The organism is Vibrio sp. B4-6 (assembly GCF_963888245.1).
GTDB classification, from domain to species: Bacteria; Pseudomonadota; Gammaproteobacteria; order Enterobacterales; family Vibrionaceae; genus Vibrio; species Vibrio anguillarum.
In genome coordinates this window covers 84,530-111,270 of the sequence record NZ_CAWPIM010000044.1, presented here as the reverse complement: position 1 = coordinate 111,270, position 26,741 = coordinate 84,530, and the positions used below count along the sequence as shown (strand labels likewise).

General features: G+C 44.5%; 25 protein-coding genes. 16 read left to right on the top strand and 9 right to left on the bottom strand.

Annotated elements, in window-relative coordinates; genetic code table 11:
- The first annotated feature begins 11 nt into the window (after positions 1-11).
- The 6 genes from AACV20_RS11955 (at position 12) to AACV20_RS11930 (ending at position 5,984) form a co-directional block, all read left to right on the top strand.
- A complete protein-coding gene (locus AACV20_RS11955) occupies positions 12-974 on the top strand; it encodes an HlyD family secretion protein (protein WP_013868270.1) in 963 nt (320 codons plus the stop codon).
- Positions 974-1,900 (top strand): ABC transporter ATP-binding protein, encoded by a 927-nt coding sequence (locus AACV20_RS11950; RefSeq protein ID WP_017044975.1) that lies wholly within the window; start codon positions 974-976, stop codon positions 1,898-1,900. The genes AACV20_RS11955 and AACV20_RS11950 overlap by 1 nt, the downstream gene beginning before the upstream one ends.
- Positions 1,897-2,994, top strand: coding sequence for an ABC transporter permease (locus AACV20_RS11945; RefSeq protein WP_013868268.1), 1,098 nt, complete (start codon positions 1,897-1,899; stop codon positions 2,992-2,994). The genes AACV20_RS11950 and AACV20_RS11945 overlap by 4 nt, the downstream gene beginning before the upstream one ends.
- 50 nt (positions 2,995-3,044) lie before the next feature.
- Positions 3,045-3,419, top strand: coding sequence for a rhodanese-like domain-containing protein (locus AACV20_RS11940; RefSeq protein ID WP_017049317.1), 375 nt, complete (start codon positions 3,045-3,047; stop codon positions 3,417-3,419).
- Positions 3,420-3,573: 154 nt separating this feature from the next.
- Positions 3,574-5,127, top strand: coding sequence for a cryptochrome/photolyase family protein (locus tag AACV20_RS11935; protein ID WP_170907343.1), 1,554 nt, complete (start codon positions 3,574-3,576; stop codon positions 5,125-5,127).
- Between the two features lie 98 nt (positions 5,128-5,225).
- Positions 5,226-5,984 (top strand): EAL domain-containing protein, encoded by a 759-nt coding sequence (locus AACV20_RS11930; RefSeq protein WP_026028439.1) that lies wholly within the window; start codon positions 5,226-5,228, stop codon positions 5,982-5,984.
- A 33-nt stretch (positions 5,985-6,017) separates the two neighbouring features.
- Here the strand turns inward: AACV20_RS11930 and AACV20_RS11925 are convergent, their stop codons facing one another.
- On the bottom strand, positions 6,018-7,046 hold the full coding sequence (locus AACV20_RS11925; protein ID WP_170907342.1) for a VirK/YbjX family protein: 1,029 nt from the start codon (positions 7,044-7,046) through the stop codon (positions 6,018-6,020).
- A 113-nt stretch (positions 7,047-7,159) separates the two neighbouring features.
- Between AACV20_RS11925 and slyA the strand changes: the two genes are divergently transcribed.
- Genes slyA through AACV20_RS11910 form a run of 3 tightly spaced genes read left to right on the top strand, consistent with a single transcriptional unit; the run spans position 7,160 to position 9,751 of the window.
- On the top strand, positions 7,160-7,642 hold the full coding sequence (gene slyA / locus AACV20_RS11920; RefSeq protein WP_019283056.1) for a transcriptional regulator SlyA: 483 nt from the start codon (positions 7,160-7,162) through the stop codon (positions 7,640-7,642).
- A 6-nt stretch (positions 7,643-7,648) separates the two neighbouring features.
- The gene (locus AACV20_RS11915; RefSeq protein WP_170907341.1) at positions 7,649-8,704 is read left to right on the top strand and encodes an HlyD family secretion protein; all 1,056 of its coding nucleotides are present in this window, start codon (positions 7,649-7,651) and stop codon (positions 8,702-8,704) included.
- Between the two features lie 12 nt (positions 8,705-8,716).
- The gene (locus AACV20_RS11910; protein WP_094147398.1) at positions 8,717-9,751 is read left to right on the top strand and encodes a DUF2955 domain-containing protein; all 1,035 of its coding nucleotides are present in this window, start codon (positions 8,717-8,719) and stop codon (positions 9,749-9,751) included.
- A 46-nt stretch (positions 9,752-9,797) separates the two neighbouring features.
- Here the strand turns inward: AACV20_RS11910 and AACV20_RS11905 are convergent, their stop codons facing one another.
- Together AACV20_RS11905 and AACV20_RS11900 are read right to left on the bottom strand one after the other, a co-directional pair.
- A complete protein-coding gene (locus tag AACV20_RS11905; protein WP_170907340.1) occupies positions 9,798-11,033 on the bottom strand; it encodes a zinc-dependent metalloprotease family protein in 1,236 nt (411 codons plus the stop codon).
- A gap of 55 nt (positions 11,034-11,088) precedes the next feature.
- A complete protein-coding gene (locus AACV20_RS11900) occupies positions 11,089-11,745 on the bottom strand; it encodes a hypothetical protein (RefSeq protein WP_170907339.1) in 657 nt (218 codons plus the stop codon).
- 1,178 nt (positions 11,746-12,923) lie between these two features.
- Here AACV20_RS11900 and AACV20_RS11895 point away from each other — a divergent pair.
- The 3 genes from AACV20_RS11895 (at position 12,924) to nhaD (ending at position 16,772) form a co-directional block, all read left to right on the top strand.
- Positions 12,924-13,367 carry a DoxX family protein gene (locus AACV20_RS11895; protein ID WP_013868258.1) on the top strand — a complete coding sequence of 148 codons (444 nt, stop codon included), beginning with the start codon at positions 12,924-12,926 and terminating at the stop codon, positions 13,365-13,367.
- 482 nt (positions 13,368-13,849) lie between these two features.
- Positions 13,850-15,154 carry a dicarboxylate/amino acid:cation symporter gene (locus AACV20_RS11890; RefSeq protein ID WP_029189696.1) on the top strand — a complete coding sequence of 435 codons (1,305 nt, stop codon included), beginning with the start codon at positions 13,850-13,852 and terminating at the stop codon, positions 15,152-15,154.
- 169 nt (positions 15,155-15,323) lie between these two features.
- On the top strand, positions 15,324-16,772 hold the full coding sequence (nhaD, locus tag AACV20_RS11885) for a sodium:proton antiporter NhaD (RefSeq protein ID WP_088733080.1): 1,449 nt from the start codon (positions 15,324-15,326) through the stop codon (positions 16,770-16,772).
- On the opposite strand, the gene AACV20_RS11880 is transcribed toward nhaD, so the two are convergent.
- From AACV20_RS11880 to AACV20_RS11865, 4 genes are all read right to left on the bottom strand, one after another.
- The gene (locus tag AACV20_RS11880; protein ID WP_170907415.1) at positions 16,769-17,698 is read right to left on the bottom strand and encodes a Gfo/Idh/MocA family protein; all 930 of its coding nucleotides are present in this window, start codon (positions 17,696-17,698) and stop codon (positions 16,769-16,771) included. The two genes, nhaD and AACV20_RS11880, sit on opposite strands and share 4 nt — an antisense overlap.
- A gap of 104 nt (positions 17,699-17,802) precedes the next feature.
- Entirely contained in the window at positions 17,803-18,333 is a 531-nt protein-coding gene (locus AACV20_RS11875; protein WP_170907338.1) for an MltR family transcriptional regulator, read from the bottom strand.
- A gap of 61 nt (positions 18,334-18,394) precedes the next feature.
- Positions 18,395-19,543 (bottom strand): mannitol-1-phosphate 5-dehydrogenase, encoded by a 1,149-nt coding sequence (locus tag AACV20_RS11870; protein ID WP_170907337.1) that lies wholly within the window; start codon positions 19,541-19,543, stop codon positions 18,395-18,397.
- 116 nt (positions 19,544-19,659) lie between these two features.
- Positions 19,660-21,609: a PTS mannitol transporter subunit IICBA gene (locus AACV20_RS11865; protein WP_017046853.1), complete on the bottom strand. Its 1,950-nt coding sequence runs from the start codon at positions 21,607-21,609 to the stop codon at positions 19,660-19,662.
- 638 nt (positions 21,610-22,247) lie between these two features.
- On the opposite strand from AACV20_RS11865, the gene AACV20_RS11860 reads away from it, so the two are divergent.
- Both AACV20_RS11860 and AACV20_RS11855 read left to right on the top strand, forming a co-directional pair.
- A complete protein-coding gene (locus AACV20_RS11860) occupies positions 22,248-23,195 on the top strand; it encodes a M23 family metallopeptidase (protein ID WP_017044959.1) in 948 nt (315 codons plus the stop codon).
- Between the two features lie 8 nt (positions 23,196-23,203).
- Positions 23,204-23,500, top strand: coding sequence for a bactofilin family protein (locus AACV20_RS11855; RefSeq protein WP_305951630.1), 297 nt, complete (start codon positions 23,204-23,206; stop codon positions 23,498-23,500).
- A gap of 127 nt (positions 23,501-23,627) precedes the next feature.
- Here AACV20_RS11855 and nagB read toward each other — a convergent pair whose 3' ends face one another.
- Positions 23,628-24,428: a glucosamine-6-phosphate deaminase gene (gene nagB, locus AACV20_RS11850; protein WP_013868251.1), complete on the bottom strand. Its 801-nt coding sequence runs from the start codon at positions 24,426-24,428 to the stop codon at positions 23,628-23,630.
- 311 nt (positions 24,429-24,739) lie between these two features.
- Between nagB and AACV20_RS11845 the strand changes: the two genes are divergently transcribed.
- Positions 24,740-24,991, top strand: coding sequence for a DUF3081 domain-containing protein (locus tag AACV20_RS11845; protein ID WP_017044957.1), 252 nt, complete (start codon positions 24,740-24,742; stop codon positions 24,989-24,991).
- Positions 24,992-25,257: 266 nt separating this feature from the next.
- Here the strand turns inward: AACV20_RS11845 and AACV20_RS11840 are convergent, their stop codons facing one another.
- Entirely contained in the window at positions 25,258-25,617 is a 360-nt protein-coding gene (locus tag AACV20_RS11840; protein WP_013868249.1) for a DUF413 domain-containing protein, read from the bottom strand.
- 148 nt (positions 25,618-25,765) lie between these two features.
- Here AACV20_RS11840 and AACV20_RS11835 point away from each other — a divergent pair, with 148 nt between their 5' ends.
- Positions 25,766-26,656 carry a LysR family transcriptional regulator gene (locus AACV20_RS11835; protein WP_013868248.1) on the top strand — a complete coding sequence of 297 codons (891 nt, stop codon included), beginning with the start codon at positions 25,766-25,768 and terminating at the stop codon, positions 26,654-26,656.
- Positions 26,657-26,741: the final 85 nt, after the last annotated feature.

Sequence of the window (26,741 nt, the reverse complement as noted above, 5' to 3'; positions counted from 1 at the left end):
AGCCTCTCGCCATGAGCATGAAACACCGCATTGCCTTTATCTCTCTTTTACTGTCAACTCTCAATGCTTGCTCGCCGGAAAATAGCGCGCAAGCATTGGGCACTTTAGAGCGAGACCGCATCACTTTTTCCGCCACCGCCAATGAGATCATTCGCGCGCTTCCTGTCGCGGAAGGCAGCGCAGTGCATGCTGGCGAAGTATTGGTTCGACTAGATACCAGAAATCAGCAGGCGGTGCTGGCCCATGCACTCGCAGAGGCGGCCAAAGCGCAAGCGTATTTGCTCAAACTGAGCAATGGTGAACGCCAAGAAGACACGGCGGCCGCACAAGCCAAAGTCAATCGCGCGCAAGCCAAACTGACAGAGGCGTTGCAAAACTTCAAACGTGTGGAAGAACTGGTTGGTAAAAAGCTCCTCAGCCAATCAGAAAAAGACAGCGCCACCGCCACGCGTGATGCCGCTCGCGCCGAACTCGATTCTGCAAAAGAAGAGTTTGCTAAACTCACCGCTGGCACTCGCCCTGAAGATATTGAACAAGCGCAAGCGGCGCTGACCGCCGCCAAAGCCGACGTCTCACTGCAACAGCAAAAGCTCGACGAGTTAACCATTGTCGCAACCCGCGATGGAATTTTGGATAACCTCCCATACAACTTGGGTGAGCGCGTCCCAAACAACGGCATTGTCGCTATCATCCAAGCCAGCCGCATCCCTTATGCTCGCGTCTACGTTCCCGCACCACACCGTTTAGCTGTCGTGCCGGGCGCACAGTTTCCAGTGCATATCGACGGTATAAAAGAGCCGCTGCAAGGCACAGTGCGTTGGGTGGCAACGGAACCCTCTTTCACGCCTTACTACGCACTGACCGAAAATGAACGCGCCCGCTTAATGTATCTAGCCGAAGTGGATCTGCCCGAATCCGCGCAATCGCTCCCTTCTGGCATTCCGGCGCAAGTCGATTTAGCGAGGCAAAAATAGTGACTGAACTCGCCATTCACGCCCGTAATGTGGTCAAAAAATTTGGTGATTTCACTGCGATTGAAGGCATCAATCTGAGTGTCCCCAAAGGAACCATTTACGGTTTTCTCGGCCCAAATGGTTGTGGCAAATCGACCACAATTCGCGTGCTCACGGGTTTATTAAGCCCTACCTCCGGCAGTGTTGATGTGCTGGGGTTAGCGATCCCAAAACAATCCGAGCAATTGCGCCTAAAAATTGGTTATATGACGCAAAAATTTTCGTTATACGATGATTTGACCGTAGAGGAAAACCTACAATTTATTGGGCAAATTTTTGGTATGCCGCGCAAAGCATTGGCACAACGGCTCAATGAACAGTTGTGCACTTATGGGCTTGATCAGCGCCGAAAACAACGCGTAAGTGGGATGAGTGGCGGCCAAAAGCAGCGCTTGTCACTAGCAGCCGCCACGATGCATAAACCTGAACTGCTGTTTTTGGATGAACCAACGTCAGCGGTCGATCCTGAAAATAGACGGGAATTTTGGGAACAATTGTTCGATCTTTCAGACCAAGGCACCACCATTTTGATCACCACTCACTACATGGATGAAGCGGAACGCTGCCACCGTTTAGCCATCATGGAATCGGGTTTAATTCGTGCAGATGGTGAGCCAGAAACCTTAATGAACACGATGGGCGTCAACATTGTCGAAGTCCGAGCCCATAATTTGCGCCAATTAAAAGAAAAAGTCATGGCTCGGGCGGAGGTTCGCTCTGCTGCGCAACTTGGCATCCGCTTGCGGATCCTTATTCATCAACAAGTCACACAACCTATCGCGTGGCTAAAAACAACCTTCCCTGAACTGGCTGAAGCTGAGATGAATCTAGCTCGCCCAAGTTTGGAAGATGTCTTTGTCACTGTGACTGGCAAGGGGCGTCAATGAAAGCACTGTTTCGAATGAAAGCGGTGATGGTGAAAGAGATACGCCAACTCTCGCGAGACAGAATTACGTTCGGCATGGTAGTGATGATCCCACTGATCCAGCTGTTGCTATTTGGCTTTGCCATCAATACTGACGTACGCAATATTCCGATCGCCATCGTTGATCAAAGTGAAAGTACCCTCGGACGGTTAATTGTAGAGTCAGTCAAAGCCACACAGGTTGTGAGCGTCAAACACACTTTTGCCACAGCAGAGCAAGCTGAACATGCGATTGAACAAGGTAACGTGAGAGCAGCGCTGATCCTGCCAAAAGATCTCACCCAGCGCGCGGTGCAAAAACGCGTGTTAGGTCAGTGGATTGTTGATGGCTCCGATACGATGATCAGTGCCTCCATTTTAGGTCTGCAATCCATGCCGCTGACCGATTTTGACTTTGACATTCGTCCAGCTACCGTCAAAACCTTTGAAGTCACGCTGTTTTATAACCCCACTCGCCGCTCTGCGGTTAATATCGTACCCGGTTTACTGGGGGTCATTTTAACCATGACGATGATCCTCTTCACCAGTGCCGCGATTGTGCGAGAAAAAGAGCGCGGCAATTTAGAACTGCTGATCACAACGCCAATTCACTCTATTGAGCTTATGGTCGCCAAAATTGTGCCCTATATTTTTGTCGGATTAATTCAGGTCTTCATCATCTTGGGCTTAGGGCATTTTATTTTTGACGTGCCCATTAATGGTGCGATCAGCCAAATTCTCTTCGGTACGCTGCTGTTTATCGCCGCCAGTTTGACCTTAGGTTTGGTGATTTCAACCATTGCTTCCACTCAACTGCAAGCCATGCAAATGACTGTTTTTATTTTACTGCCTTCGATTTTACTTTCTGGATTTATGTTTCCCTACGAAGGCATGCCAGTCGCAGCGCAGTGGATTTCTGAAGCGTTGCCTGCGACTCACTTTATGCGCATGATCCGTGGGATTGTGTTGCGCGGTGCTAACCTCATGGATCTATGGCGAGATGCATTATGGATGTTAAGCTTTACCGTCGGTGGGATTATCGTCGCGTCGTTGAGATTTAAGAAATCCCTTGATTAACGCCATTCACATTTGAAGACTAATTTTTAAGCCAAAAGAAGGAAACTAACATGTTAAAGTCACTGATGACCAAAGCGTTATTGTGTGTAGGCCTGATCTCCAATACCTCAGATGCATTGGCATCAGAGCGCTCAACGATAGCATGGCAATGGATTGAAAATGGCGCGCTTTTAGTCGATGTTCGAACCGCAGCAGAATTTGCAGCTGGCCATATTGAAGGTGCGCTAAACTACCCACTTGATACTGTTAGCAGTGCTTTTTCTCACATCGATAAACAACAACCGATTGTGGTTTACTGCCGCAGCGGCAATCGATCGGGCCAAGCCATGGCCTATTTACTCGAGCAAGGGTTTACTCAAGTACATAACGGCGGCGGTTTAGAGGAAATGATCATTCATCCTTCGGCAATAAAGCCGCTCAATTGATGTTAGCCTACTCACATTCACGTTATCGCTCTGTTTGTTTTTAATTGGCTCTCAAAGCGCAACAGAAAGACACAGCTTGTTATTCGGCAACAATGATCGATTTTTTGATTGGAACGTAGAAGATGTTCGGTAACCAATCTCAACGGTATACAGCATGCAAACGTACAAAACCTTACGCTTGATCCTAGGCGATCAGCTCAATATCAAGCACTCTTGGTTTAACAAAACGGATGATTCCATACTGTACGTGGTAGCTGAACTTAAACAAGAAACAAGCTATGTAAAACATCACATTCAAAAAATCTGCGCCTTTTTTGCCGCGATGGAAGCTTTTGCCGAATTATTGCAAAGTGAGGGACACCAGGTTCTCTACTTGACCCTTGATGAAACTGCCGATTATTTGCAGCTACCACCATTGATTAGCGATCTGTGTCATCAGATCAACGCAGAATACTTTCACTATCAGCGACCTGATGAATACCGAGTTTGGCAACAGTTGCAGGAGCTAAACCTCTCTCATGCACAAGTGACTTGTTTTGATACTGAACACTTTTTATTGCCTTTTGACGAGATCACTCAGCATTTTAATACCAACAAAACCACTATTATGGAGCCGTTTTATCGCAAAATGCGTAAGCGATTCGGTATTCTTCTGCAAGATGATCATCAAATGCCTTTGGGTGGACGTTGGAATTTTGATCACCAAAATCGCAATAAGCTCAGCGTGCAAGACATAGAAAACCTACCCAAACCACTTAGCTTTCAAAACGATGTCAGTGCAATTTATAACCGTTTACAGCATCATAATATTCACGTTTTCGGCCTGTATACTCCTTCATTGTTATGGCCGATTAACCGCTCACAAGCACTGTCATTATTGGCCCACTTTTGTCAGTACGGCTTGCCGCTGTTTGGTCGCTTTCAAGATGCAATGACGGCAAAGAGCCCACATCGTTGGAGCCTTTACCATAGCCGGCTCTCTTTTGCACTCAACTGCAAACTACTATCGCCTGCAGAAGTCATTCAAAGTGCACTCATGCGATTTGAGAATGACAATACGATGGATTTAGCACAAATCGAAGGATTCATTAGGCAAATTTTGGGCTGGCGTGAGTACATTCGAGGCATTTATTGGGCGAACATGCCCCAATACGCCAAGCACAACGCCCTTGATGCTCAACGACCTCTTCCTCACTACTATTGGACAGGGGATACTCGTATGCATTGTGTTAAACAAGCCGTAACTCAATCATTGGAGTTTTCCTACGCACATCATATCCAACGTTTGATGATCACGGGTAATTTTGCACTCCTATCAGGTTGCGAGCCGGATGAGGTGGATGACTGGTACTTAGGTATTTATATTGATGCATTGCAATGGGTAGAAATGCCCAATACCCGAGGTATGGCTCTGTTTGCTGATGGGGGAATTGTTGCCACCAAGCCTTATGCCGCAAGCGGCTCTTACATCAATAAAATGAGTGATTACTGCAAAGATTGTCACTACCAAGTAAAGAGCCGTAGTGGTCTAAATTCATGTCCATTCAATAGTTTATATTGGCAGTTCATGCTCACTCATCGTGAACGGTTAGCCAAAAATCCAAGGATAGGCATGATTTATAAAAATTGGGATAACACTGAAAACGCCACTCAACAAGCAATCTTAGATCAAGCTCAATACTATCTACACCATATTGAAGAGCTGTAGCTCGTCGGCTTACTGGTCACGTTTTTATTTATGCAATTTGGTGAGCACGCTGCAAGTAACTATAATCATGCTATTCGATTAAATATCAGTGAGTGATTATGCAACAACAGCAAGTCCATATGGACCAACGTATTTGCCAGCAATGCTCAGAAAAACAAAACTTGCCTTTTGACTTCACCATGGCTTTCCAACCCATAGTGAACGTTGCAGATAACACCATCTTTGGCTACGAAGCACTTGTACGAGGTCTGAATAATGAATCGGCTTACTCCATCATTGAACAAGTCAGTGATGACAACCGATACCGCTTTGACCAACTTTGTCGAATCAAAGCGATTAAACTCGCGGCTAAACTAAAACTGTCAGGTATTTTGAGCATTAATTTTTTACCTAATGCCGTTTACCAACCAGAGCGCTGTATCCGCACCACATTAGAGGCAGCAAAGCAGTTCGGTTTCCCGACAGAACGGATCATGTTTGAATTTACTGAGGTGGAAAAAATCGTAGACACAGCGCACATAAAACGGATCGTCGCTTATTACTCCAACCTAGGATTTACTACCGCGATTGATGATTTCGGTGCAGGCTACGCCGGGCTTGGGCTATTGGTTAACTTCCAAACTAAAATAGTAAAATTAGATATGTCACTGCTGCGTAATATCGATCAAGACATCACGAAGCAAGCAATCGTCCGTCATACTGTCGCAATGCTCATTGAGCTAGGGATTTGTCCACTCGCTGAAGGTATTGAAACTCAACAAGAAATGTTATGGCTAAAACGACTCGGCATTGAACTCATGCAAGGCTACTATTTTGCGAAACCTGAGTTTGAAGCGTTGCCTACAGTGACGTTTTGAACCATAACATCAGCCTCTAATTTTGTGGATCCATCAAACCACGAAATGCTTGGGCATAAGTTTCAACTGTTCAATACGGCCCGACATGGCTGTTTCCACCTCGGCTAACCACTCATAACGTTTAGTATATAGACGGCGTTTATTGCGATTTAGCGTCTCAACACCTTTACGGTTTGGCGTGGTTGGCAAACGGTACAAATATTTGCTCATTTTCTCTGCTTCGTACTCTGTCCACAGTTCATCGTAATCAAAGCTTACTGATTTGCGCTTTGAGCCAATATAACGCAACGCTTGATACATATGGCCGCGGTTAGAAATCGCATACAGGTTTTCAACCCCTAAAATACGCGCTAGCGTCATGATCATTTCAACCATCAGTGCTTTGGTTCTTAAACCGTGAGTCGTGCGCGTCAAATCTTTAATGATTTGATTACGATCGGTCACACCACTGCTTGGACCTTGTAGTGAACCAATGTAAATACTGCGCCCTTGATCAGAAACATTGAAACTGACCGAGTAAATTTTCTGCCCTTTTTCATCCGTCAGTTGCAGCCCCAACGAGCCTTCTCTTATCTCTCCACTGCACAGGCTTAATGAATAACTTGCCCCATTTTTGTCGTAAAAATCAAAAATAGAGAAGCCTGATTCTGAGAAAAACTTCGCAGCATTAAAGCCAAACTGTTCAACTAAGTAGATAAAATGTTGATTAATGTGCCATGTACGCTCTTTGGCAGACCAATTGACGCAGAGATAAGGTTTTAATGGTTTTTCCAAAAACTGTGGGCATTGCTTCAATACCTCCGCTAACTCGGAGCACGAAAACAGCCTCAGCATACTTTTTAGAGCATAGGCATTGGTCACGCCCCATAAACAAAAACGGATATTCTTCCTGATTTTAGACCAGCCTTTGGTATTGGGGTAAATCGTTTCGGAGAGTTCAGACAGGCTAAACAGGTAGTCGAGTTTATTTTCAATTATCATAGTATGGACCAGAATTTCAGCAGCTAGGACAGCCTCAAACATTGGGGAGTCGCTCATTGAAAATAATGTACAGTGTTTCATTGAGGGGTACTGTCCTGAGTTTGTATGAAAATGTCAGCCTTCGTCATTAGCTATTTACTTAGCGCGCTAACTAAATTATATTACTTAGCACGCTAAGTAATATATGACTCGTTATGATTGAAAATACGCACACCCTGAAAGAATTATCACTCGCTGAGCAGTTTGCTCGTCTCTCTCGCTTATGGAAAATGGTGGCGGACCGAGAACTCTCACCCTTGGGCCTTACCCATCCTCGTTGGACCGCATTGTGGAAATTACAGCGTCTCGGTGACAACGTCAGTCAAAAAACCTTAGCCGAAGCGTTAGAAATAGAACTGGCTTCTTTGATGCGAACTTTAAAGCAGCTCGAAGAACAATCGCTGATCGAACGTCACTGCTGTCACAACGATAAGCGCGCTCGAATCGTCAGTTTGACGAGTAACGGGCGTGCTCTTATCAAGCAGATGGAAACCCGTATTTTGCAAGTTCGCCAAAACTTACTGGGTAATATTGACGATCAACAATTGCACCAACTGACTCTTACGCTCGAACAAATCTCACACAACGCTCTAGATACGCTCAGCAAACCGATAGCAACACCTTCAAAGGAACAATAATTACTTATGACACCTGATCAAAAATTTGCACTTTGGATCAAATATTCCATCGTCGCTTTTGTGGCGCTCTTTGCCTATTTTTTGGTGGCCGATTTAGCTATGCCTTTAACACCGCAAGCCATGGCAACGCGGACTGTAACCAAAATATCTCCCCGAGTTAATGGTCAAATCAGTGATGTTTTTGTCACTAATAATCAAACCGTACACAAGGGTGAAGTACTTTTCACCATCGACACACAACCCTATCAACTGGCGGTAGAGCAGGCCCAACTCAATTATGAACGTGCGGTACAAGGTAATGCTCAATTGGATGCATCGATTGCAGCCGCAGAAGCTAATGTCACGGCAAGCCGTATCGTTGCCGATCAAAAGTTGCGCGAAGCTAACCGATTAAACACTCTGTTTGCACGCAATGGGACTTCTCAGCAACTTAAAGACGATGCACAAAGTGGCGCTACCGCCGCGAAAGCCAATTTGGTTGCAGCGCAAGCTCACCTGCAAGAATTGCACGTCAGTCGAGGTAATAGTGACGAGAGTAACGTCAGCATCCGCGCCGCTTTGAACCAATTGGCGCAGGCCAAGCTAAACCTTGCCTACACACAAACGCTAGCAGAGCAAGATGGTGTCATTACCAACTTACAGCTTGAAACGGGCACCTACGCCGCAGCAGGTATGCCGTTAGTTGCATTGGTGGCGACGGATGTAGACGTGATTGCTGATTTTAGAGAAAAAAGCTTACGCCATTTCCCAGACAATAGCCGCGCCCTAGTTGCTTTTGACAGCAAACCCGGCGAAGTCTTTACCGCGCGTATTCGTAGCCTTGATGCTGGGGTAAGCACTGGTCAGTTTGATGCGAATGGGCGTTTAGCCACTCCAACAGAATCTAATCGCTGGGTGCGTGATGCACAACGCATGCGTGTGCACCTTTCGCTCGATGAAACGATGTCAACATTGCCTTCCGGTGCTCGTGCGACGGTACAGTTGCTACCAGAAAGTGGCCCGTTTGCTTGGCTGGCAAAAATGCAAATTCAGTTTCTGAGCACTCTGCACTACGTCTATTAAGCGGAGTAAAAAATGCGACTTTGGGATCATCCATTATCTGAAAATGACTTTCGCCAATGCGTCAGAATAGCAACAGGTGCGACGCTTGGTTTTACCTTTTGTAAACTACTGGGTTGGAACTACGGGGTATTTTTTACCGTAACACCGATGCTGTTACTGGGCATGGTGCCCGTCATGAATGCGCACGCCGCAAAGCAACTGCTCGCTTCCGCCGTCGTTTGTGGCTTAGAAGTAGCCATTCTCGGGGGGCTGTTTGGCGCTCATCCGGCACTGATGACGATGATGGCTTTCGTATTGTTTCTCTACAAATTTGCTTGTATGTCGAAAGGCAGCTTATTCTTATTTGGAGCGAACAGCGTATTGAGCCTGAGCATCATGCTGCACTTTGCAAGCTACCCCACAACTGATCTTAACGATCTGATTACCAGCAACTTTATCGCGAATTTGCTTTCGGTAATGGTCGCTTATCTGGTGACATTCTGTATTCCCGACGCACAGAAAAGGCAACCTCCCGCTCATGCAAGCGTGGCCAAAGAGTCACATCGTATGCGCCATGAAGCGCTCATGGGCGCAACCATTGCCACACTCTCTTTCGTTGTGTTTCAAATATTCGATCTGCAAGATTCAATGTCCGCGCAAGCCACAACCTTGTTGCTACTTTTCCCGATGCATTGGAACGGAGCGCTAGGCTACGCACGCAAACGCGCGATGGGTACTCTGCTTGGTGTCACTTTCGGTATTGCGGTCCAACTGCTGCTCTACGATTGGTCAGGTCAGCTTTTATTTGTTACTCCGCTGCTGTGGATAGGTGCGATGCTCTTTAGCTACTGGCATGTAAAAGAATCCAGCGGTTCAGGGGTCGGCTTTGGCTCATTGACTACCTTGGGGATCTTGTTTGGTCAATATTTGACGCCGGGCAATGATTTAATTTTCAGTGCCCTGTACCGAGTCGGCAGTATTTTGTTTGCTATTGTCGCCACATTACTTACAACCTATGTGATCCATCGATTGCTGAATCAATTCAAAGCCACCCAATTTGGCCAGTAATTAAAAACCCTGCACATAGGTGCCGGGTCAACATCACAGCAAACCTTTATTCAAAGGATAAGCGTACCGAATTTAATACACCCGTTAAACCTTGATAGTGATCCGCCACGACTAAACGCCACTGGCCTTGCACGTTCATTTGTTGCATTCCGCTGAGTGTAAAGCGAACACGATAAGCCGTGTTGCGATCATACTGGTTATACGATTTTAAGTTCCAATAGCCACCATCAGGTGCATACAACTTGACTGAAACATCACCCACAAATGGGTGTTCAATATCAAGTTGAATAGTGGCCGTTTCCGCATTTCCTTGATAAGTCACATTAATCGGAAGTGCTAACTCTCCTTGTGCATGATCGGGAATGGCAAAAGGCCCTTGTAAATCATAGATGGCTTGTTGGGGCGAAGTCGGTTCGGTGGGTGACGTTCCTCCGTCATTACTCCCATCTGGACGTGCATAAATCGCCGCAATGTGTGGCGCGCTCAGGCCAATCGCTCGCACCGAGTTCGCGTAGTCAGTGACACCACATGCTTGACCTTTACACACTTTGCTTGGGTTAGAGAATGTGTAAGAACGGCTATGAATACCAAATAAGAAACCATAGGCCATGGTCGTCGCAAATTGGCCTTGAACCCCATAACCATACGCATCTTGCTCTGTACCATTTGAAAGATGGGGTTCGCCATTGTACTGTTCATGAGCATGGTTCAAGCCCAAATTGTGGCCTAATTCGTGAATAAACGTATCATCGCCACACTCATTCAAATAGCTATGACTGTACATTCTAGATTGCGCATAACGCGCACTATTGTTCCAATACGCGGCAGGGATTATCCATGCTAGACCACAGCTCAGCATGTAAGTACCATTGCCTTTATCTTCATAATCAGGAGAATTTTTAATATCTAGATTACGAAACAGCGCCACCATATCCGCGCCAACCTGCTTACGATATTGCTCAATATCGGCAAACGCCGGATCTTGTTTATTGCCGGGAGTAATCGCATCAAGCGCCTGCTCTTGCGATTTTTTCAGCCCTCTTTGCGTATCGTATTTTACTTCTTTCGTGCCAATTAAGTTGACTTTGATGTCCAGACCACTTTGACGCAGAATTTCATTTCCCACGTTAAATCGGTGCTGGATTTGAGCCACGTGATCTTGCTGAAACCACTCAGCCGTGCCGGGTGTATAAACACCTAGAATATCAATTTCAGTGGTTGCACTACTCGGTAACGTATGTGTTGCTAACACCACGGCTAATGCCAATGACGCTATTTTCATAGAAAACTCCTACATTATTTATTTTATTAACACACAAAGCCGTGCGTTTTAGGTATCAATGGCTGGTCGAGGTTTCGTCATAGCCATGATTGGGTGGCACTCGGTAAACCCACGCTTCACTGCCGATGCCTTCAAGCTTGACTTGACCACTAGGGTGGCCAATAAAACCGAGCATTGCCGTTTTACCGAATGTAAATGTGGCCGGGTAAACTTCCCCATCGAGTTCAAACTGCCCAGACCAAGTCCGGACGCCTTCATTCTGAATTTCTGATGAAGTGACTTGGATATTGACTGGCTGGTTATCAGGCATAGTGACCGTGACAGCATCGCCCGTTGCCAGAACTCGGAATTGTTCAATATTTTCGATTTCGATCGCTTTGATTTCCGTCACTGCATCACTTTTTGGCCTAATGGCTTGCAACGCTGGGCTTGGGTTGATGTCGTTCCATACTTCATCAACGGTTTGTGCCGCAAGCATGCGCTCTTCAGTGATAGACTCTGAATTCAGAGCAGAACGAGCATCTCCAGCGCTCGATGCATCTTCTCGTGGTGGCTTCATCAGCTGACGCTCATCAGCAACTGTTGCGGCTTTAAAATCAGTATCCTCGTTATTATTCGGTGCTTTTGGAGCAGGCACTAATGTTAATGAACTATGGCTAATGTAATATTTACCAACAATGAGACCGAATATTACTAATAACAAAATGGTCATTATCTTAACTTTCAAACTTTATATCTCCGACAATTAGACGTGGCATATATATAGATACATAAGATGTATGAATACAATTAAATAACGTGATCTTAAGTCAATAAAGTTAAGGTTAAATATAATCAAACTTTATAGATTTGAATGATGATCTAATTTTCAAAAAAATGAATGCAATGCGCTAAATAAAATATCAAGCCAAAAGAAAAACAATAATCCGTAATTAATAAATTAGTTATTATTGTTTGATGGCAATAAACAGAGAAAATTAAAGAAGATGGTACTCTTGATAACGACGAGTCTTATGAAAAAGGCACTTAAAAGCGCAAAAATACAGTTTAGGCTGTCTATGACTAAACAACTTGAAGTTGCAGGTCGATATGGTAAGTGAGCACCCCATAGCAATAGCTAAAAATGTAGCCAACATCGCTACAGCTTTCAATGGGAAGGAAAAAGCCTTCATTCTCGAAGCTCTTTAATCTATGGCTGAGCACTTTTCTGGAACTGTAAACCAACTAATTTGGTATTTTATCAAAACGTAATTCACTATTTACCCTAATGACCAAACAATAAGATATTTATCTACTCGGACATAAATCTGATTATTTCTTGACACTTATTCCATTATTTTAATATTTGCACTTTTTATAAACCATGGGAAAGAGAAAACATATGATGGATGACATTGTAAAGAAAGATATAGCTAACGACCCAAAGGTAGCCCGTTTATTTTAGTAACCTTCTTCGTTTTTTAATTCATTATCTGCTCCTTTGAAAAGACACTACTATGAAATACAGGTCAATCCGAATGCTATTAGTGTCCGTATAAATGATAATATTGTGTATAACTACACAACTTGAAGTTGCAGGTAGGTTGGAAAGTAAGTTTCCCCCATGAGCATAGATAAACGATTTGATGAAGTGAGCGAACGTAACCAACACCGCTGCAGCTTCAAGTAGGAAGGGGATATCAGACGATCAATCGGCATGATTCATCATAGATAGAAGGTCACAACATTCCCCGCGCTAAGAAAAGTACTAGGTAAATCTTGTTCAATTTTTTCGAACTTAATCATCAAACGGAGTGAGTTATCTCAGGTTACGAATCACTCTACACTGGCTCCAACAGCTAGGAAGCCGCTGAGCACCTACTACCTTTTAATGAATCTGAGGACACTTTAATGAAAGCACTATTGAAACAACTAACCACATCAACTTCTGGATTTTCTGCGCTTGCGCTTCGTTTCCCAATTGGCATCATTTTTATGGCGCACGGTGCGCAGAAACTCTTTGGCTGGTTTGGAGGATATGGATTAGAAGGCACAGGTCAATGGATGGCTTCAATTGGCTTAAACCCAGGTGTGCTGATGGCATTTTTAGCGGGTAGTGGTGAATTCTTTGGGGGCCTATTCATTTTGCTTGGCTTACTAACTCGCCCTGCCGCCTTGCTTCTTTCTATTACGATGATCGTCGCAATCGCTTCTGTACACTTAGGTAACGGCTTATTCATGGCTAATAACGGTTATGAGTTTGGCCTTGCGCTGCTTGCAGCCAGTGTATCGTTGGTTTTCTCTGGTGCTGGCAAATTGGCACTTGATAACTGGTTAAATAAAAAGCTCGCATAATCTATGCCTAAGGCCAGCATACCGTTTCATTGAAGGAGGCCAAGCCTCCTTCAAACGTTAAGATTTTCAGTCGATAACATTCAACTTAGTATCACTTTCCTTCCTTTCTCTACTTGTGTTGCATGCCCTTCTTTTTATGCTACATAAAAGTGCCGTTGAGACCCTATTCATATAAAGCAACCTTAATGGGTAAATATGCAACCAAACGAGCTTAAAATTGAATGAAAACTAGCGAATTACCATTAGATGAGAATAGTGACATTTGTTAACACAAAAGACTCATGTGTTGCAAAATGATAAAAAATAAAAATTTAAACCCAAAAATAGGTTATTAAAACGTAAAAGATGGGCAGTTTTAAGTGATAAAGATCACAGCAATTAACCGTTAACATTATTTTACTTTTTGATTTGCACTCAGCCCTGCTAACCTGCGGCACGCTTTGAAATGATGTCGAAGTGCATAAAATAAAGGAGTGTTCACAATGAATACCAAAAAACCGATGTCGCTTACCGGCCGTGTTATTTTAGGTATGGTAGCGGGTATTTTGACTGGCTTTGCCATTCGAGCCCTATTTGCTGAAAACGGATTTGTTGACGCGTATATCGTTAACGGCTTATTCGATGTTGGCGGAAAAATCTTTATCGCCAGCTTAAAAATGTTAGTTGTACCCCTCGTGTTTGTTTCTCTCGTTTGTGGTACGAGCTCACTGAAAGATCTCACCACACTTGGCCGCATGGGCGGTAAAACCCTAGCCTTTTACATCGCAACCACTGCGATTGCCATCACACTGGCACTGACAATGGGCACTGTGTTTCAACCGGGGTCCGGAGCCGATTTAACCGCAGCAAGCTCATTCCAATCTGCGCAAGCCCCTTCTTTGGGCCAAGTGTTTATTGATATGTTCCCGACCAACCCAATCAGCGCGATGGCAGAAGGTAAAACACTGCAGGTCATCGTCTTTGCAGTACTATTTGGCATAGCCATCAGTGCCGCGGGTAAACCGGGCGAGCGTATTGCGGGCGTTTTTAATGACTTGAACGAAGTTATAATGAAACTGGTTGCACTGCTGATGAACCTTGCTCCATACGGCGTATTTTTCCTGATGGCGAAATTGTTCACCAGCCTTGGTTTAAGTGCCATTTTGAACCTCGCAGAATACTTCGTAGTACTGACGGTTACCCTACTGCTACACGGTTTTGTCACCTATAGTTTGATGTTGAAAGGCTTTACTGGTTTAAGTCCAATCACCTTCTTCCGTAAAATGGAAGATGCCATTATGTTCGCTTTCTCTACAGCCTCTTCCAATGCGACTATACCCGTCACCATGGAAACGGCTAAAAACCGCTTAGGGGTTGATAACAAGATAGCTTCTTTCACCATTCCGCTAGGTGCGACCGTTAACATGGATGGCACAGCGATCATGCAAGGCGTTGCGACAGCATTTATTGCCCAAGCGTTCAATATCGACCTAACCATGGGTGACTACGTGATGGTCATCCTCACGGCAACACTAGCCTCTGTTGGTACAGCAGGCGTTCCGGGTGTTGGTCTTGTCATGCTAGCGATGGTGCTAAACCAAGTCGGCTTGCCACTAGAAGGTATTGCTTTGATTATGGGTGTTGACCGCTTATTAGATATGATCCGCACCGCAGTCAATATTACTGGTGATAGCTGTGTGACTCTTATTGTGGCGAAAACAGAAGGCGCGTTAGATGAAGCTCGCTTTAATGATCCACAAGCTGGCGTGAAAGAAGAAGAAGTCCATTTAGCAAAAGCTCAAGCCTAACTTTCTTCACTTCCACTCATCAAAATCAAACCCTGTCGCCATTGCTACAGGGTTTTTCTTTATTCGCTTTACAGGTCAAGAATAAGATTAAAAATCAAGCAGATCAGAGCTATCTCACACCGAACTATCTTCAATAGATCTAGAATTTTATCAGCCTAACTTTCTAGGAGTGAACACAATGATACCTCGACGCACATGGCTTCTTTTGTTCTGCACTTTACTCTTTCCTTCAGTCGCTCTCGCTTCCTCTAACGATATCGATTCGTTAGATCTAACACACTCAACGATTGGTTATGCCTCTTTAGTCATTTTTACTCTGGCATACACTTTGGTCATGATGGAGGAGTACCTTAAGCTACGAAAGTCTAAACCTGTGTTACTTGCAGCTGGTTTAATTTGGGCCATGATTGGTTATGTTTATCAGCAGTATGAATTAACCGAGATTGCCAAAAATGCGCTAGAGCATAATTTGCTGGAATACGCCGAATTATTGCTGTTTCTGTTAGTCGCGATGACCTACATCAGTGCAATGGAAGAGCGGCGATTATTTGATGCATTACAAGCGTGGATGGTGGGAAAAGGTTTTGATTTTCGTGCTCTTTTTTGGATCACGGGGCTACTTGCATTTTTCATCTCGCCAATTGCCGATAACCTAACCACCGCACTGTTGATGTGCGCTGTCGTACTAAAAGTGGCAGGAAACAACCCCCGTTTTATCAACATTGCTTGTATTAATATCGTCGTAGCGGCTAACGCCGGAGGCGCTTTTAGCCCTTTTGGAGACATCACCACCTTAATGGTTTGGCAAGCGGGCCATGTGCCATTTTCACAGTTCCTTTCTCTGTTTCTCCCTTCTGTGATCAACTACCTTGTTCCTGCATTGCTGATGTCATTTTTTCTGCCCAAGGAAAAGCCAACCACCCTGCATGAACATGTCGAGCTTAAACGCGGAGCCCGCCGTATTGTCGTACTTTTCATGTTAACCATTGCTACCGCCGTAGCATTCCATGCTGTGGTGCGCTTTCCACCCGTTATAGGCATGATGATGGGGCTCGCTTACTTACAATTTTTTGGCTACTTCCTCAGGAAAACCTTACCTACTTCGCTGGCCAAAAAAACCGTAATTGCGATTGCAAATAATGACGAGGCCGCCCTAAAACGTATTGGCTCTGTGGTGCCATTCGATGTCTTTAAGCGAGTTTCACACGCCGAATGGGATACGCTACTGTTTTTCTACGGGGTGGTCATGTGCGTAGGAGGGCTAAGCTTACTGGGTTATTTAGGCTTGATCTCGGAAGTGATGTATAGCCAATGGAACCCCATATGGGCAAACGTGATGATTGGGTTTCTTTCGGCGATTGTCGATAACATTCCCGTCATGTTTGCAGTACTGACGATGGAACCCGATATGTCCACAGGAAACTGGTTACTCGTCACATTAACAGCGGGCGTCGGCGGCAGTTTACTCTCGATTGGCTCAGCCGCTGGAGTGGCTCTGATGGGCGCTGCACACGGCAAATACACCTTTGTAGGCCATCTAAAATGGACACCGATTATTGCAACAGGCTACGCCGCAAGTATTGGTGTCCACTTACTACTCAATCACGCTTTGTTTTAACGAATTTGCTTCGCAATATAATGACACAGCGCCTCTGCCAGCTGGTGCGAGGCCAAGTTGCGTGCCACCACTTCTGAAGCCAGCTTTCCACTATTTATCACGCCAATCCAATCGTCAATCATGGCGCTAAAGCCTTTACTGGCAAGCATTGGCGTCCAATCTTTTAAACTAAGGGCTTGCTCTTGCCCTTGATGCCAACGTTTTCCTTGTGTAAACGAATCAAACTCAAAACCTTCATTCACAAAGCTCGCGCTGACTCGCTCAGCGGTTATGCCGAACTGGCGATTCATTGAGGCATGCAGCAAACTTTCGCCGTGTTGCCATTGAACATCCAAGCGGGATAACTGACCTTGATGCTGCTGGTAGGTAATATAAGCATCATCCAATGTGGCTTTAGCATTCACGTTTACGCTGTCTAGCGGATGGATAAAATCATCAAAGATAAAGGTGCGCACATCACCGGGCAGATCATAGCGGTGCTTTTCCCAACGAAGCGAACGTAACTCGTTTCTATTACCAGTTTGCACTGCATTTAGGTGTTGGTTATAGAGCGGAATATGACGGCGATTAAACCCCACATACAAAGGTTGACGATGCTTTTCTGCAAGCTCATACAACATTTCACAGGCGCTTGCGCTGTCGGCTAGCGGCTTATCAACAAAGGTTGGAATTCCGTGTTCAAGGAAAAATTGGGCGATTTGAGGGTGAGCCGAGGTCGCCGCATGGATCATAACCGCATCAACGTTATAGCCAAGTAGCTCTCGATAATCCGTGCAATTCTCTGAAATGCGGTAACGCTGCGCTAGCTGCGTAACAAGAGCTGGATTACGAGTACAAAATACCAATTCTAAATCTGGGCGCTGTGTGATGACCGGAAGATACGCCTTTTGCGCGATATCTCCTAGACCAATAATGCCAATTTTCATCATCAAATCTCTTTTCGTTAGATGAAGGTTAGGCTAACACAAGAAGATAAAAAAGGAGGTGCAGAAATCAGTGAAAAGGCAATCCTTGCCTGTCTGGGATGAGGCTAAAATGGGCTCTCTTTGTTCAGTTCATTGCAAATTTCGACAATCGCCAATGAGAGCCCGGATTTGATGATTTGTTGCTGACGCTGAAGTTGAAGCTGGTAAAAATCCAGTTCAATGTCGCCATCCGGTTCCAATACTTCCAACTGCACCATGCCCATTTTGGCCACCAAATGGAGCTTTTTTATCGGTACCAAAATTTTCGGGTTGGTGAACTCGTATTCAGCACCATCACTATTGAGTTGATTACGCAGTTTGATGATATCTTCAATATCGTGGTAAACATCATCAGGTAATACCCCAAGACCAAACAGCAGTTTTAGCCTGACAGACAAGTTGCCGAGTGGTCCAGAATCTTGCAATAGAGGGCCAACTACTGATTGGACAGCGAAGTTATCTTTGCGAAAAATGCGTTGCATTAATGCATCAATCGCCTCATTGAACACTTCAACCGTCGTAATAAAGAATCCGCGCACCGAATGGGCACTATTCAGTCGTTCAATTATATCGCTTTCGTTAATTCTATCTGCCATACGCTGTACTAATTGTTGTTATAAAGGGAGGGCATTAGCGCCCTCCAAAGTATTTATGTGATTAAAGCTGTTTGTAGATCGCTTCAATTTGCTTAACCTGCTCGCTCTGCTCATCTAACCCTGTGTAATGGGCCAGTGTTTTACATACGCCATATTGGTTCAATGATGTTTGAAGCTCGACTGCTTGAGGATCGCTGTCGTTGGTATACTTAAGGGCCGCCGCAATCCCTTTCAATAGCGTTTTGTTTTCAACACCGTACTCGATTGTACCGAGTAATGGCTTGATTAATCTATCATTGGGGCCTAATTTTCGTATTGGCTGACGACCAACGCGATCCACTTCATCCACCAAATATGGGTTGGCAAAGCGGCTCAATATTTTTTCGATATAAGCGGCGTGCAATTTAGGGTCAAAACCGTAACGACGAATGAGTACTTCACCGCTTTCATGCATGGCTTGCTTCACTTGCTGACGAATTGCAGGATCTTCAATGGCTTCACGAATCGTCTTATGACCACTCAAACAACCCAAATAGGCGGTAATGCAGTGCCCAGTATTTAAGGTGAAGAGTTTACGCTCAACAAAAGCCATCAGATTCTTGGTTTTTTCCATCCCTTCAATGTTGGGGATCTCACCTTTAAATTGCTGTTCATCAACAATCCATTCGCTGAAACTTTCAACCGTCACGGCCAACGGGTCATCGTTCGCGGCTTCGACAGGTGGCACAATGCGATCCACCGCGGAATCGACAAAACCAATTAACTCATCGGTTTTAGCATGCAGCGATGGGTCTAGATATTTATACACTTCGCCTTTCAGGTGTGTTGTACCGCGCACCATGTTTTCACAAGCGATCACATTGAGTGGCTGTTCATTGCCCGCTTCAAATCTTTTGGTGATGCCTTTGGCGATCGTTTTCGCAATGATATCAAGCACTGCAGGGCCGACAGCTGTAGTAACTAAATCCGTTTTTACAATGCGATCAATCACATCATCACTGGCTGAATTCACCGCAGTGACATGAGTGACAGTATCAATTTTGCACTCAGAACCCACTACCTTTACTTTGTATTCTTGACGATGACTCAATTGATCGACCAAAGGTTCATTGACATCGGCAAAAGTCACTTCAATGTCTGCATCGGCCAATAATTTACCAATAAAACCACGACCAATGTTACCCGCGCCAAAATGTACTGCATTTTTCATAATCTTACCTACCAAAAACTTATCTAAAAGAGAAAAGAGCGCTTAATACTTCAATTGAGGTGAGGTCAGCAGTATAGGGGAACAGCCGACCTCGTTTTGCCTCAGGAGCAAAAGCGTTACGCTGCTTGGTTACCCGATAGGATGGCCAAGATATCGCTCACGTCTCTGGTTGAGGTGAGCTTCTCGATAGCATCAGGCTCATCGAGTGCGTTGGTAATGGTGGTAATAACTTGAATATGTTCATCATTTTTGGCGGCAATACCGATAACCAGTTTCGCTACGCCATCTTGGTCGTCCGTAAACTGCACACCAGCAGGATATTGGCAAATCACAATACCCGTTTTAATCACACGGTCTTTGGCGGCGACGGTGCCATGAGGAACGGCAATCGATTCTCCAAGATAAGTGGAGACCATTTTCTCACGTTCAAACATGGCATCAACATACTCAGGCTCCGCATAGCCAAGCTCAACTAACTTATTGCCAGCGAAACGAATGGCTTCTTCTTTATTAGCGGCATTCAAACCTAAGTGAATGTTTTCTTTTTGGATTTGAAAAACGGACGTTTTTTGAATTTCAAAGCTGTCGTCATTCGCAGCGAGGATGGATACTTTAACCACATCGCTATCATTCGCCGCCTTAGGGCGTTGAGCTGCCAAAAGCTTAGTCACAAGCTGGTTGTACATTTCACTGTCTAAAAAGTTGCTCAGTGAAATATGCTGTGCACTGGGTGCATGTGTGCGTGCGCGGCCAGTCAGGTCTTTATGAGTAATCACGATTTCTGCGTTCTCCGGCAAACTATTGATGGCAAGGTTAGTGACGTGAATCGCTAAGCCCGCATCTTTGATTTTTTTACGCAGCATGCTTGCGCCCATTGCGCTTGAACCCATACCCGCATCGCAAGCAACAATAATGCTTTTCACGTTGGCTAAATCAATATTGCTTTTTTGAGAAGCCGTCGTCACATTGCCCTTTGCGCTCGATTTCATCTCTTTCATTTGTGATGTGGCTTTTTCTAACGCCGCTTCATCACCTTCTTCCTCGGTGCTGCTCTGTGCTTTCATCAATAATGACGCAACGGTAAAGGACACACCTGCCGCACCAAATATTGAGCATAATACGCCAACAATCGATCCTTTCTGTGTCATCAGTAGTACTGCAAAGATAGAGCCAGGAGACGCTGGAGAAACAATACCTGCATTGAAGAGAGTCAAAATGAACACCCCTGTCATACCACCAGCAATCGCTGCAAGAATCAGACGTGGATTCATCAGTATGTATGGGAAATAAATCTCATGGATGCCGCCGAAGAAGTGAATGATGGAAGCGCCACCAGCTGTTTGACGTGCTGTACCTTTACCAAACACCATGTAAGCCAACAAAATACCGAGACCAGGGCCAGGGTTTGCTTCAATTAAGAAGAAGATTGACTGCCCCATTTCACTGGCTTGTTGAATACCTAACGGTGAGAAAATACCGTGGTTAATCGCGTTGTTAAGGAACAAGATCTTCGCGGGTTCAACAAAAATAGAGGTGAGTGGTAAAAGGTGTGCTGAAACTAGGAAGTTTACGCCTGCCGCTAAACCACCAGAGAGCACTTTGACAAATGGCCCAATAAGGTAAAACGCCAAGATTGCGCCAAGCATACCAATAATGCCTGCCGAGAAGTTGTTTACCAACATCTCAAAACCGCTTTTTACTTTACCTTCAACACGTTGGTCAAAGGTTTTGATCGCCCAACCACCCATAGGGCCAACCATCATGGCTCCCATGAACATGGGGATATCTGTTCCGACAATCACACCCATTGTGGTGATGGCACCGACAACAGCGCCACGTTCTCCACCAACCAATTTACCACCCGTGTAACCAATCAGCAGTGGTAATAAGTAAGTAATCATCGGCCCAACCATAGATGCTAACGTTTCATTCGGTAGCCAACCTGTTGGGATAAATAGTGCGGTTATAAAGCCCCACGCGATAAACGCGCCAATGTTTGGCATAACCATGTTAGATAAGAAGCGACCAAAATTTTGTATCTTGATCTTTGCATCTGGTGATATCATGTGGATTCCCCGTTCGATGTTCTGATGAATATTGTTGTTGTAACGGTTCTGCGAAAAACCGTTGATTGCTTAGTACACAATCAATTTACCACACAATTTCATTCTGGAACTGACGACGGGTTTTTCGTGATCAGCCCCTCATAAATCCTAGCTTACAAATCATTTCTTCGTGATCATGGTCATTAAATTGACATGTAAATTTACAACAAAAAACAAAAATACAGCTTGTCAATAAGATTGAATCGATCAATATCATACTTTTTGAATTTTAACTTCTGATAAAAAGGAGATTCAAATCACAATTTCACTCTAATTATTAAAAATTAAAGAACGGAAAGTGATAAACATCACAATTACATCTTTATTTCACTAATCGAAATAAAGCCACCACTTCCATATTGTCTATTTTGTAACTTATATACACAAAACCATATTAATATTAGCTCATACATTAATATGGCTTTTTTACTAACAACATCGGATCTTCTTCTAAAAGCAGGCCAAGGATACGCTCCAATTCACAAACCGAACAATAAGAGGTGGGACGAGTATAGCCTTACAACGCAAAATGTTTTGACCCTGAGCATTCCCTGTTAGAATCGGCTGTACTGTTAACCATAGACGCTGTGAACGAATTCATGAAAGAAAGAGTGGTTGTTTCCGTTTCATCCATCCATGGGACGAAGCACTTTCATCTCGGTAAATGGTTCCGACATTTTTTAAAAGGTTTTGGCTATGTGCTGGTTGCCAGCATTCTCGCCACTGGCGGCGTTATCTATTACCTTCTTGATGAAGTTGATTTTGCTAAACTCAAGCAACAAGAGTTAGAGAGCCAGTCGATGTCACTGACTGAAGAAGTCACCTCTTTAAAGGAGCTAAAAAACAGCTTAGAGAATGACCTGCTCGAACGAGAAGAAAAGATGCAGGTTGTTTCAGACAGGCTCGGCGATCTTGAAAAAGTATTGGGTATGGATGAAAGCGGAGCGGAATTAGAATCACGTTTAGACACCGCCGCTATCACTTCTTCAGTTAGAATGGTGATGCTGACCCAAATACCCAGCGGTGCACCTGTGCATAATGCGAGAATTTCGTCAGGATACGGTGAGCGTATTCATCCTGTGACCGGCAACGTCAAAATTCACCGCGGGCAAGATTTTGCGGTTAACATAGGCACGCCAATTTATGCACCAGCCGATGGCGTTGCCGAAGTCACTCGCGCCAGTGATAAAGGGTCAGGCAATTTTTTACGCTTACAGCACTCTTATGGATTTACCAGCTCCTATTCTCATTTGCAAAAATTTGCCGTGAAAGGGGGCGATTTTGTACAGAAGGGCGACTTAATTGCTTATTCTGGAAACAGTGGGTTATCTTCTGGCCCACATTTGCACTATGAAATTCGATTTGTCGGCCGTTCATTAGATCCAAGACCTTTTGTTGATTGGGGCGTGAATGATTTTGAAACGATATTTAGTAAGGTAAGAGGTATCCGATGGGAATCTTTAGTAAACAAAGTCGAGCTAAGAGTCAGCACTCAGCTACAACTCTCATCGCAAAAGGCTGTTCCATTAGTGGGGAACTCAGGTTAGAAAGCGACATTCAAATTGACGGGTCGGTAGAAGGTCAATTGCACGTTGATAAAACCATCGTCATTAGTGAAACAGGCACGGTTAATGGTGAACTGTACGCAGGCCACATCATCATTAATGGCGAGTTCCAAGGCACATGTCACGCGACTAAAATTGAAATTTTAAGCAAAGGGAGCGTCACAGGGTCTATTTATAGCGACGACTTGAGCATTGAACAAGGTGGGCGCTTTAATGGAGTAACCTACCCTGCCCCGGAGAAACAAGTAGTTGAATTAAAAGAAGCGAAAATCGCTGCTGAAGGTTAATTCAACTACCGATTTCGTTCGCACTTCCCCATTTGGTAGAAAGTCCCATTTGCTACAAAGTGTAAAAAGGCCTGCTGATGTTAGCAGGCCTTTTGTTTATGAATGCCCTTTCCCAACAGGGAGAGGCTTAGAAACCTTCGATATTTTTTGCTTCTAATTCCGCAAAGTATTTTACGGTTTTCACTTTTAGTTCTTGAGTCGATGGTTCATCACATACAATCACTGATTTCGCGTGAAGTTGTAGTGCGGAGACTGTCCACAAATGGTTGACGCTTCCTTCCACGGCCGCTTGCAAAGCCAGCGCCTTATTGTGGCCTGTCACCAAAATCATGATCTCTTCTGAATCTAGCAGTGTGCCTACACCAATCGTTAGCGCGTATTTAGGAACTTGGTTGATATCACCATCAAAGAAACGAGAGTTTGCAATGCGCGTATCTTCTGTCAGTGTCTTAATGCGAGTGCGCGACGAAAGTGAAGAAGCAGGCTCGTTAAACGCGATGTGCCCATCATTACCCACACCGCCCATAAATAGATTAATGCGGCCGTATGATTTAATTTTGTCTTCATAGCGCTTACATTCTGCATCAACATCTGGTGCGTTGCCATTCAGTAAGTTGATATTTTCTTCTTGAATATCAACATGATTGAAGAAATTGTTATACATAAATGAGCGGTATGACTCCGGATGATTTTCAGGAATACCAATGTATTCATCCATATTAAATGTCACGACATGTTTAAAGCTCACCTCGCCCGCTTTATGCATTTCAATCAGTGCATTATAAGTCGTCAATGGTGTACCACCAGTAGGTAAACCCAATACGAAAGGACGGTCTGCCGTTGGGTTGAATGCGTTGATACGTTTTACGATGTGTGCTGCTGCCCACTTGCCGACTTGTGCAGCCTGTTTTAACGGAATAAGTCTCATGATTGGCCCCTAGTTATTGGAATATTATGGTGTAATAGAACATTAATTCGCATTATAAAATAAGTATTGGGTAACTGCCATTGTTTTAGGTCAAATTTTCGCTCTTTCTTCAAATCTCAACCAGAAATGCGCTTAAATTTGTAGCAATTTCTACAGGTAAGCTTAACTAATACGGCACATGCTATAACCAAATGAGATAAAAATTCATCTATAAAATTAAGTAAAGTTTGAGTCGCTATCAATCCACTATCTGGCGAAGCGTGCATTCATTACCCATACTTGGAGTAACAAGCAAGAAAGGAGCAAATGCCATGAAAAACGAACTTGAACCCGCGAAAATTCTCCATGCTTATGAAACAGTAATGGCGCATGGTACACCGACTGAATTCGGGAAAATCTATGAAGGTATCGAAGCTTTTTCAGACTATGACGGCTATAACATTTACATGCGAGGAAATGGTGTGGAGCTAAAAGTTGGCTTCCACAATACCTACCATCTCGATTATGACCAAGAGCATCTACGCGACAGCTTTTTGAAAAAAGTAGCCATTTTGGCTAAGTAGCGGTGTTGACCCAGCTCATGGATTGGCTAAGCGCGACCAAATGAGCAGAGTGGCGATAATGCAAAGCCCGAGTGAATCATCAATACTAGGGCTTTGAGCGAAAGCACTTTTCTCATCTTGATTGAGTCACACTCTTTTGCACAGAGATCTTTTATATGAAAGGCGATGCGAGCGAGTTTGTCAGCCCTATTGAGACAATAAGGCTGAAGAGATAAATGAGAAAGCTGACCAAATTACGGCTTAAGATCCTGCATTAGAGATACAGATTAATCTTCTTCCGTTAAGCTAACTTCTTCATCATTATAGTCGTCACCACTTTCCGGTTTATTGCGACCGTTCAACGTATGGAAACGCTTACGACCGCGAGCAAGTTGAGTGTATTTTAACCAGACACGCTCTAACTTAGATTTCGCTTTACCTGGGTTTTCAATCGCCTTAACAAAATGAGCTTCTTCGGCATTCTCTGGCGTGAGTTCACCAGATTCAAGACCAAGCATGGTACCACCATAAATGGCGAGAAGTTCTTCTTCTGCAAGCGTAAAATCACCAGACTTAGCAAAGCCTCGTGGAAACTTTGTATTGTCGTAAAAACGTTTTTTTCCGTGACGGAATTCAGTCTCAGACATATCAACCTCATGTGAATGGCGCTACTACCATGTAGCGATAGATCACGCGAAAATTAGGCGTAAATCTCCGAAAAGAAAAACAAAATTTTTTTATCGTCATAATTGCACTTCCTTGTTAATCTGACGGGGTAATTTCAGAGGATTTAATATGGATGTAAAAGTTTTTCGCACTTTTCTCGAACTCGCCAAAGTACGTCATTTTGGGCGAGCAGCTGAAAACCTTTATTTGACCCAAGCCGCCGTCAGTGCACGCATCAAGCAATTAGAAAATTATTTTGATGCTCAACTGTTTACGCGTGATCGCAACAACATAAAGCTCACATCGGCAGGAGAACGACTCGTTGGCTATGCCGAAGTGATGGTGGCTACTTTGCAACAAGCCAAGTTTGAGCTCTCTTTGGAAAATGGCCGAGCTTTGCAGCTGACATTAGGGGGAACGCCCAACGTTTGGGATGCTCATCTACAAAACTGTTTAAGCGTTGTGACTGATGCTTTTAGTGGTTATGGGTTTATGGCGGAAGTCATGGGGCGCGAGCAGCTCAACCGCAGCCTACTGGAGCGTACCTTAGATATGGCGTTTGCCTTTGACCCAATTAAAGCCGAAGAGCTAAACTGCAAAAAAGTCGCAGATTTAGTACTGGTGTTGGTTTCGACGCGTCCTGACACACTGGAAACCGCCTTTGATAATAAATACGTGTACGTCGATTGGGGAAGCCGTTTCGCCTCCGAGCATGCTGAGCGACATCCGAAGACGCCAACCCCCTATTTGCGCACCTCGACCGCTCGTATCGCACTTGATTTCATTTTAGAAAAAGGGGGAAGCGCTTACCTTCCTACCTCACTTGTTGAACCTTTTATCCACTCTGGCCAATTGTATCGAATTGACAATGTGGAAGATTGGCAGCGTCCCATCTTCCTCAGCTACCGAAAAAACAGCTCATCGATAGAAGCCATTATGCAAGTGGAAAAGTTAGTCAAAAACATCAACCCTAGTAGTGCTTACTCATTACAACAAGCGGGCGAGGTCATTCTCGACTAACCCAACAAATTCATAACGTTGTAGCGGGTATTGAATACAGCGTTATGAATATCCTTTTTCAAGAGAAACCGCAGAAAAAGCCATC

Bases quoted from the DNA above. Each gene is read 5' to 3' on its own strand.
- AACV20_RS11935 (WP_170907343.1), top strand. From the start codon at position 3,574: ATGCAAACGTACAAAACCTTACGCTTGATCCTAGGCGATCAGCTCAAT.
- AACV20_RS11925 (WP_170907342.1), bottom strand. From the start codon at position 7,046: ATGAAACACTGTACATTATTTTCAATGAGCGACTCCCCAATGTTTGAG.
- AACV20_RS11870 (WP_170907337.1), bottom strand. From the start codon at position 19,543: ATGAAAAATGCAGTACATTTTGGCGCGGGTAACATTGGTCGTGGTTTT.
- AACV20_RS11835 (WP_013868248.1), top strand. From the start codon at position 25,766: ATGGATGTAAAAGTTTTTCGCACTTTTCTCGAACTCGCCAAAGTACGT.
- AACV20_RS11890 (WP_029189696.1), top strand. From the start codon at position 13,850: ATGAATACCAAAAAACCGATGTCGCTTACCGGCCGTGTTATTTTAGGT.
- AACV20_RS11940 (WP_017049317.1), top strand. From the start codon at position 3,045: ATGTTAAAGTCACTGATGACCAAAGCGTTATTGTGTGTAGGCCTGATC.
- nagB (WP_013868251.1), bottom strand. From the start codon at position 24,428: ATGAGACTTATTCCGTTAAAACAGGCTGCACAAGTCGGCAAGTGGGCA.
- AACV20_RS11955 (WP_013868270.1), top strand. From the start codon at position 12: ATGAGCATGAAACACCGCATTGCCTTTATCTCTCTTTTACTGTCAACT.
- AACV20_RS11900 (WP_170907339.1), bottom strand. From the start codon at position 11,745: ATGACCATTTTGTTATTAGTAATATTCGGTCTCATTGTTGGTAAATAT.
- slyA (WP_019283056.1), top strand. From the start codon at position 7,160: ATGATTGAAAATACGCACACCCTGAAAGAATTATCACTCGCTGAGCAG.
- AACV20_RS11875 (WP_170907338.1), bottom strand. From the start codon at position 18,333: ATGGCAGATAGAATTAACGAAAGCGATATAATTGAACGACTGAATAGT.
- AACV20_RS11860 (WP_017044959.1), top strand. From the start codon at position 22,248: ATGAAAGAAAGAGTGGTTGTTTCCGTTTCATCCATCCATGGGACGAAG.
- AACV20_RS11895 (WP_013868258.1), top strand. From the start codon at position 12,924: ATGAAAGCACTATTGAAACAACTAACCACATCAACTTCTGGATTTTCT.
- AACV20_RS11880 (WP_170907415.1), bottom strand. From the start codon at position 17,698: ATGAAAATTGGCATTATTGGTCTAGGAGATATCGCGCAAAAGGCGTAT.
- AACV20_RS11845 (WP_017044957.1), top strand. From the start codon at position 24,740: ATGAAAAACGAACTTGAACCCGCGAAAATTCTCCATGCTTATGAAACA.
- AACV20_RS11915 (WP_170907341.1), top strand. From the start codon at position 7,649: ATGACACCTGATCAAAAATTTGCACTTTGGATCAAATATTCCATCGTC.
- AACV20_RS11945 (WP_013868268.1), top strand. From the start codon at position 1,897: ATGAAAGCACTGTTTCGAATGAAAGCGGTGATGGTGAAAGAGATACGC.
- AACV20_RS11905 (WP_170907340.1), bottom strand. From the start codon at position 11,033: ATGAAAATAGCGTCATTGGCATTAGCCGTGGTGTTAGCAACACATACG.
- AACV20_RS11910 (WP_094147398.1), top strand. From the start codon at position 8,717: ATGCGACTTTGGGATCATCCATTATCTGAAAATGACTTTCGCCAATGC.
- AACV20_RS11865 (WP_017046853.1), bottom strand. From the start codon at position 21,609: ATGATATCACCAGATGCAAAGATCAAGATACAAAATTTTGGTCGCTTC.
- AACV20_RS11840 (WP_013868249.1), bottom strand. From the start codon at position 25,617: ATGTCTGAGACTGAATTCCGTCACGGAAAAAAACGTTTTTACGACAAT.
- AACV20_RS11930 (WP_026028439.1), top strand. From the start codon at position 5,226: ATGCAACAACAGCAAGTCCATATGGACCAACGTATTTGCCAGCAATGC.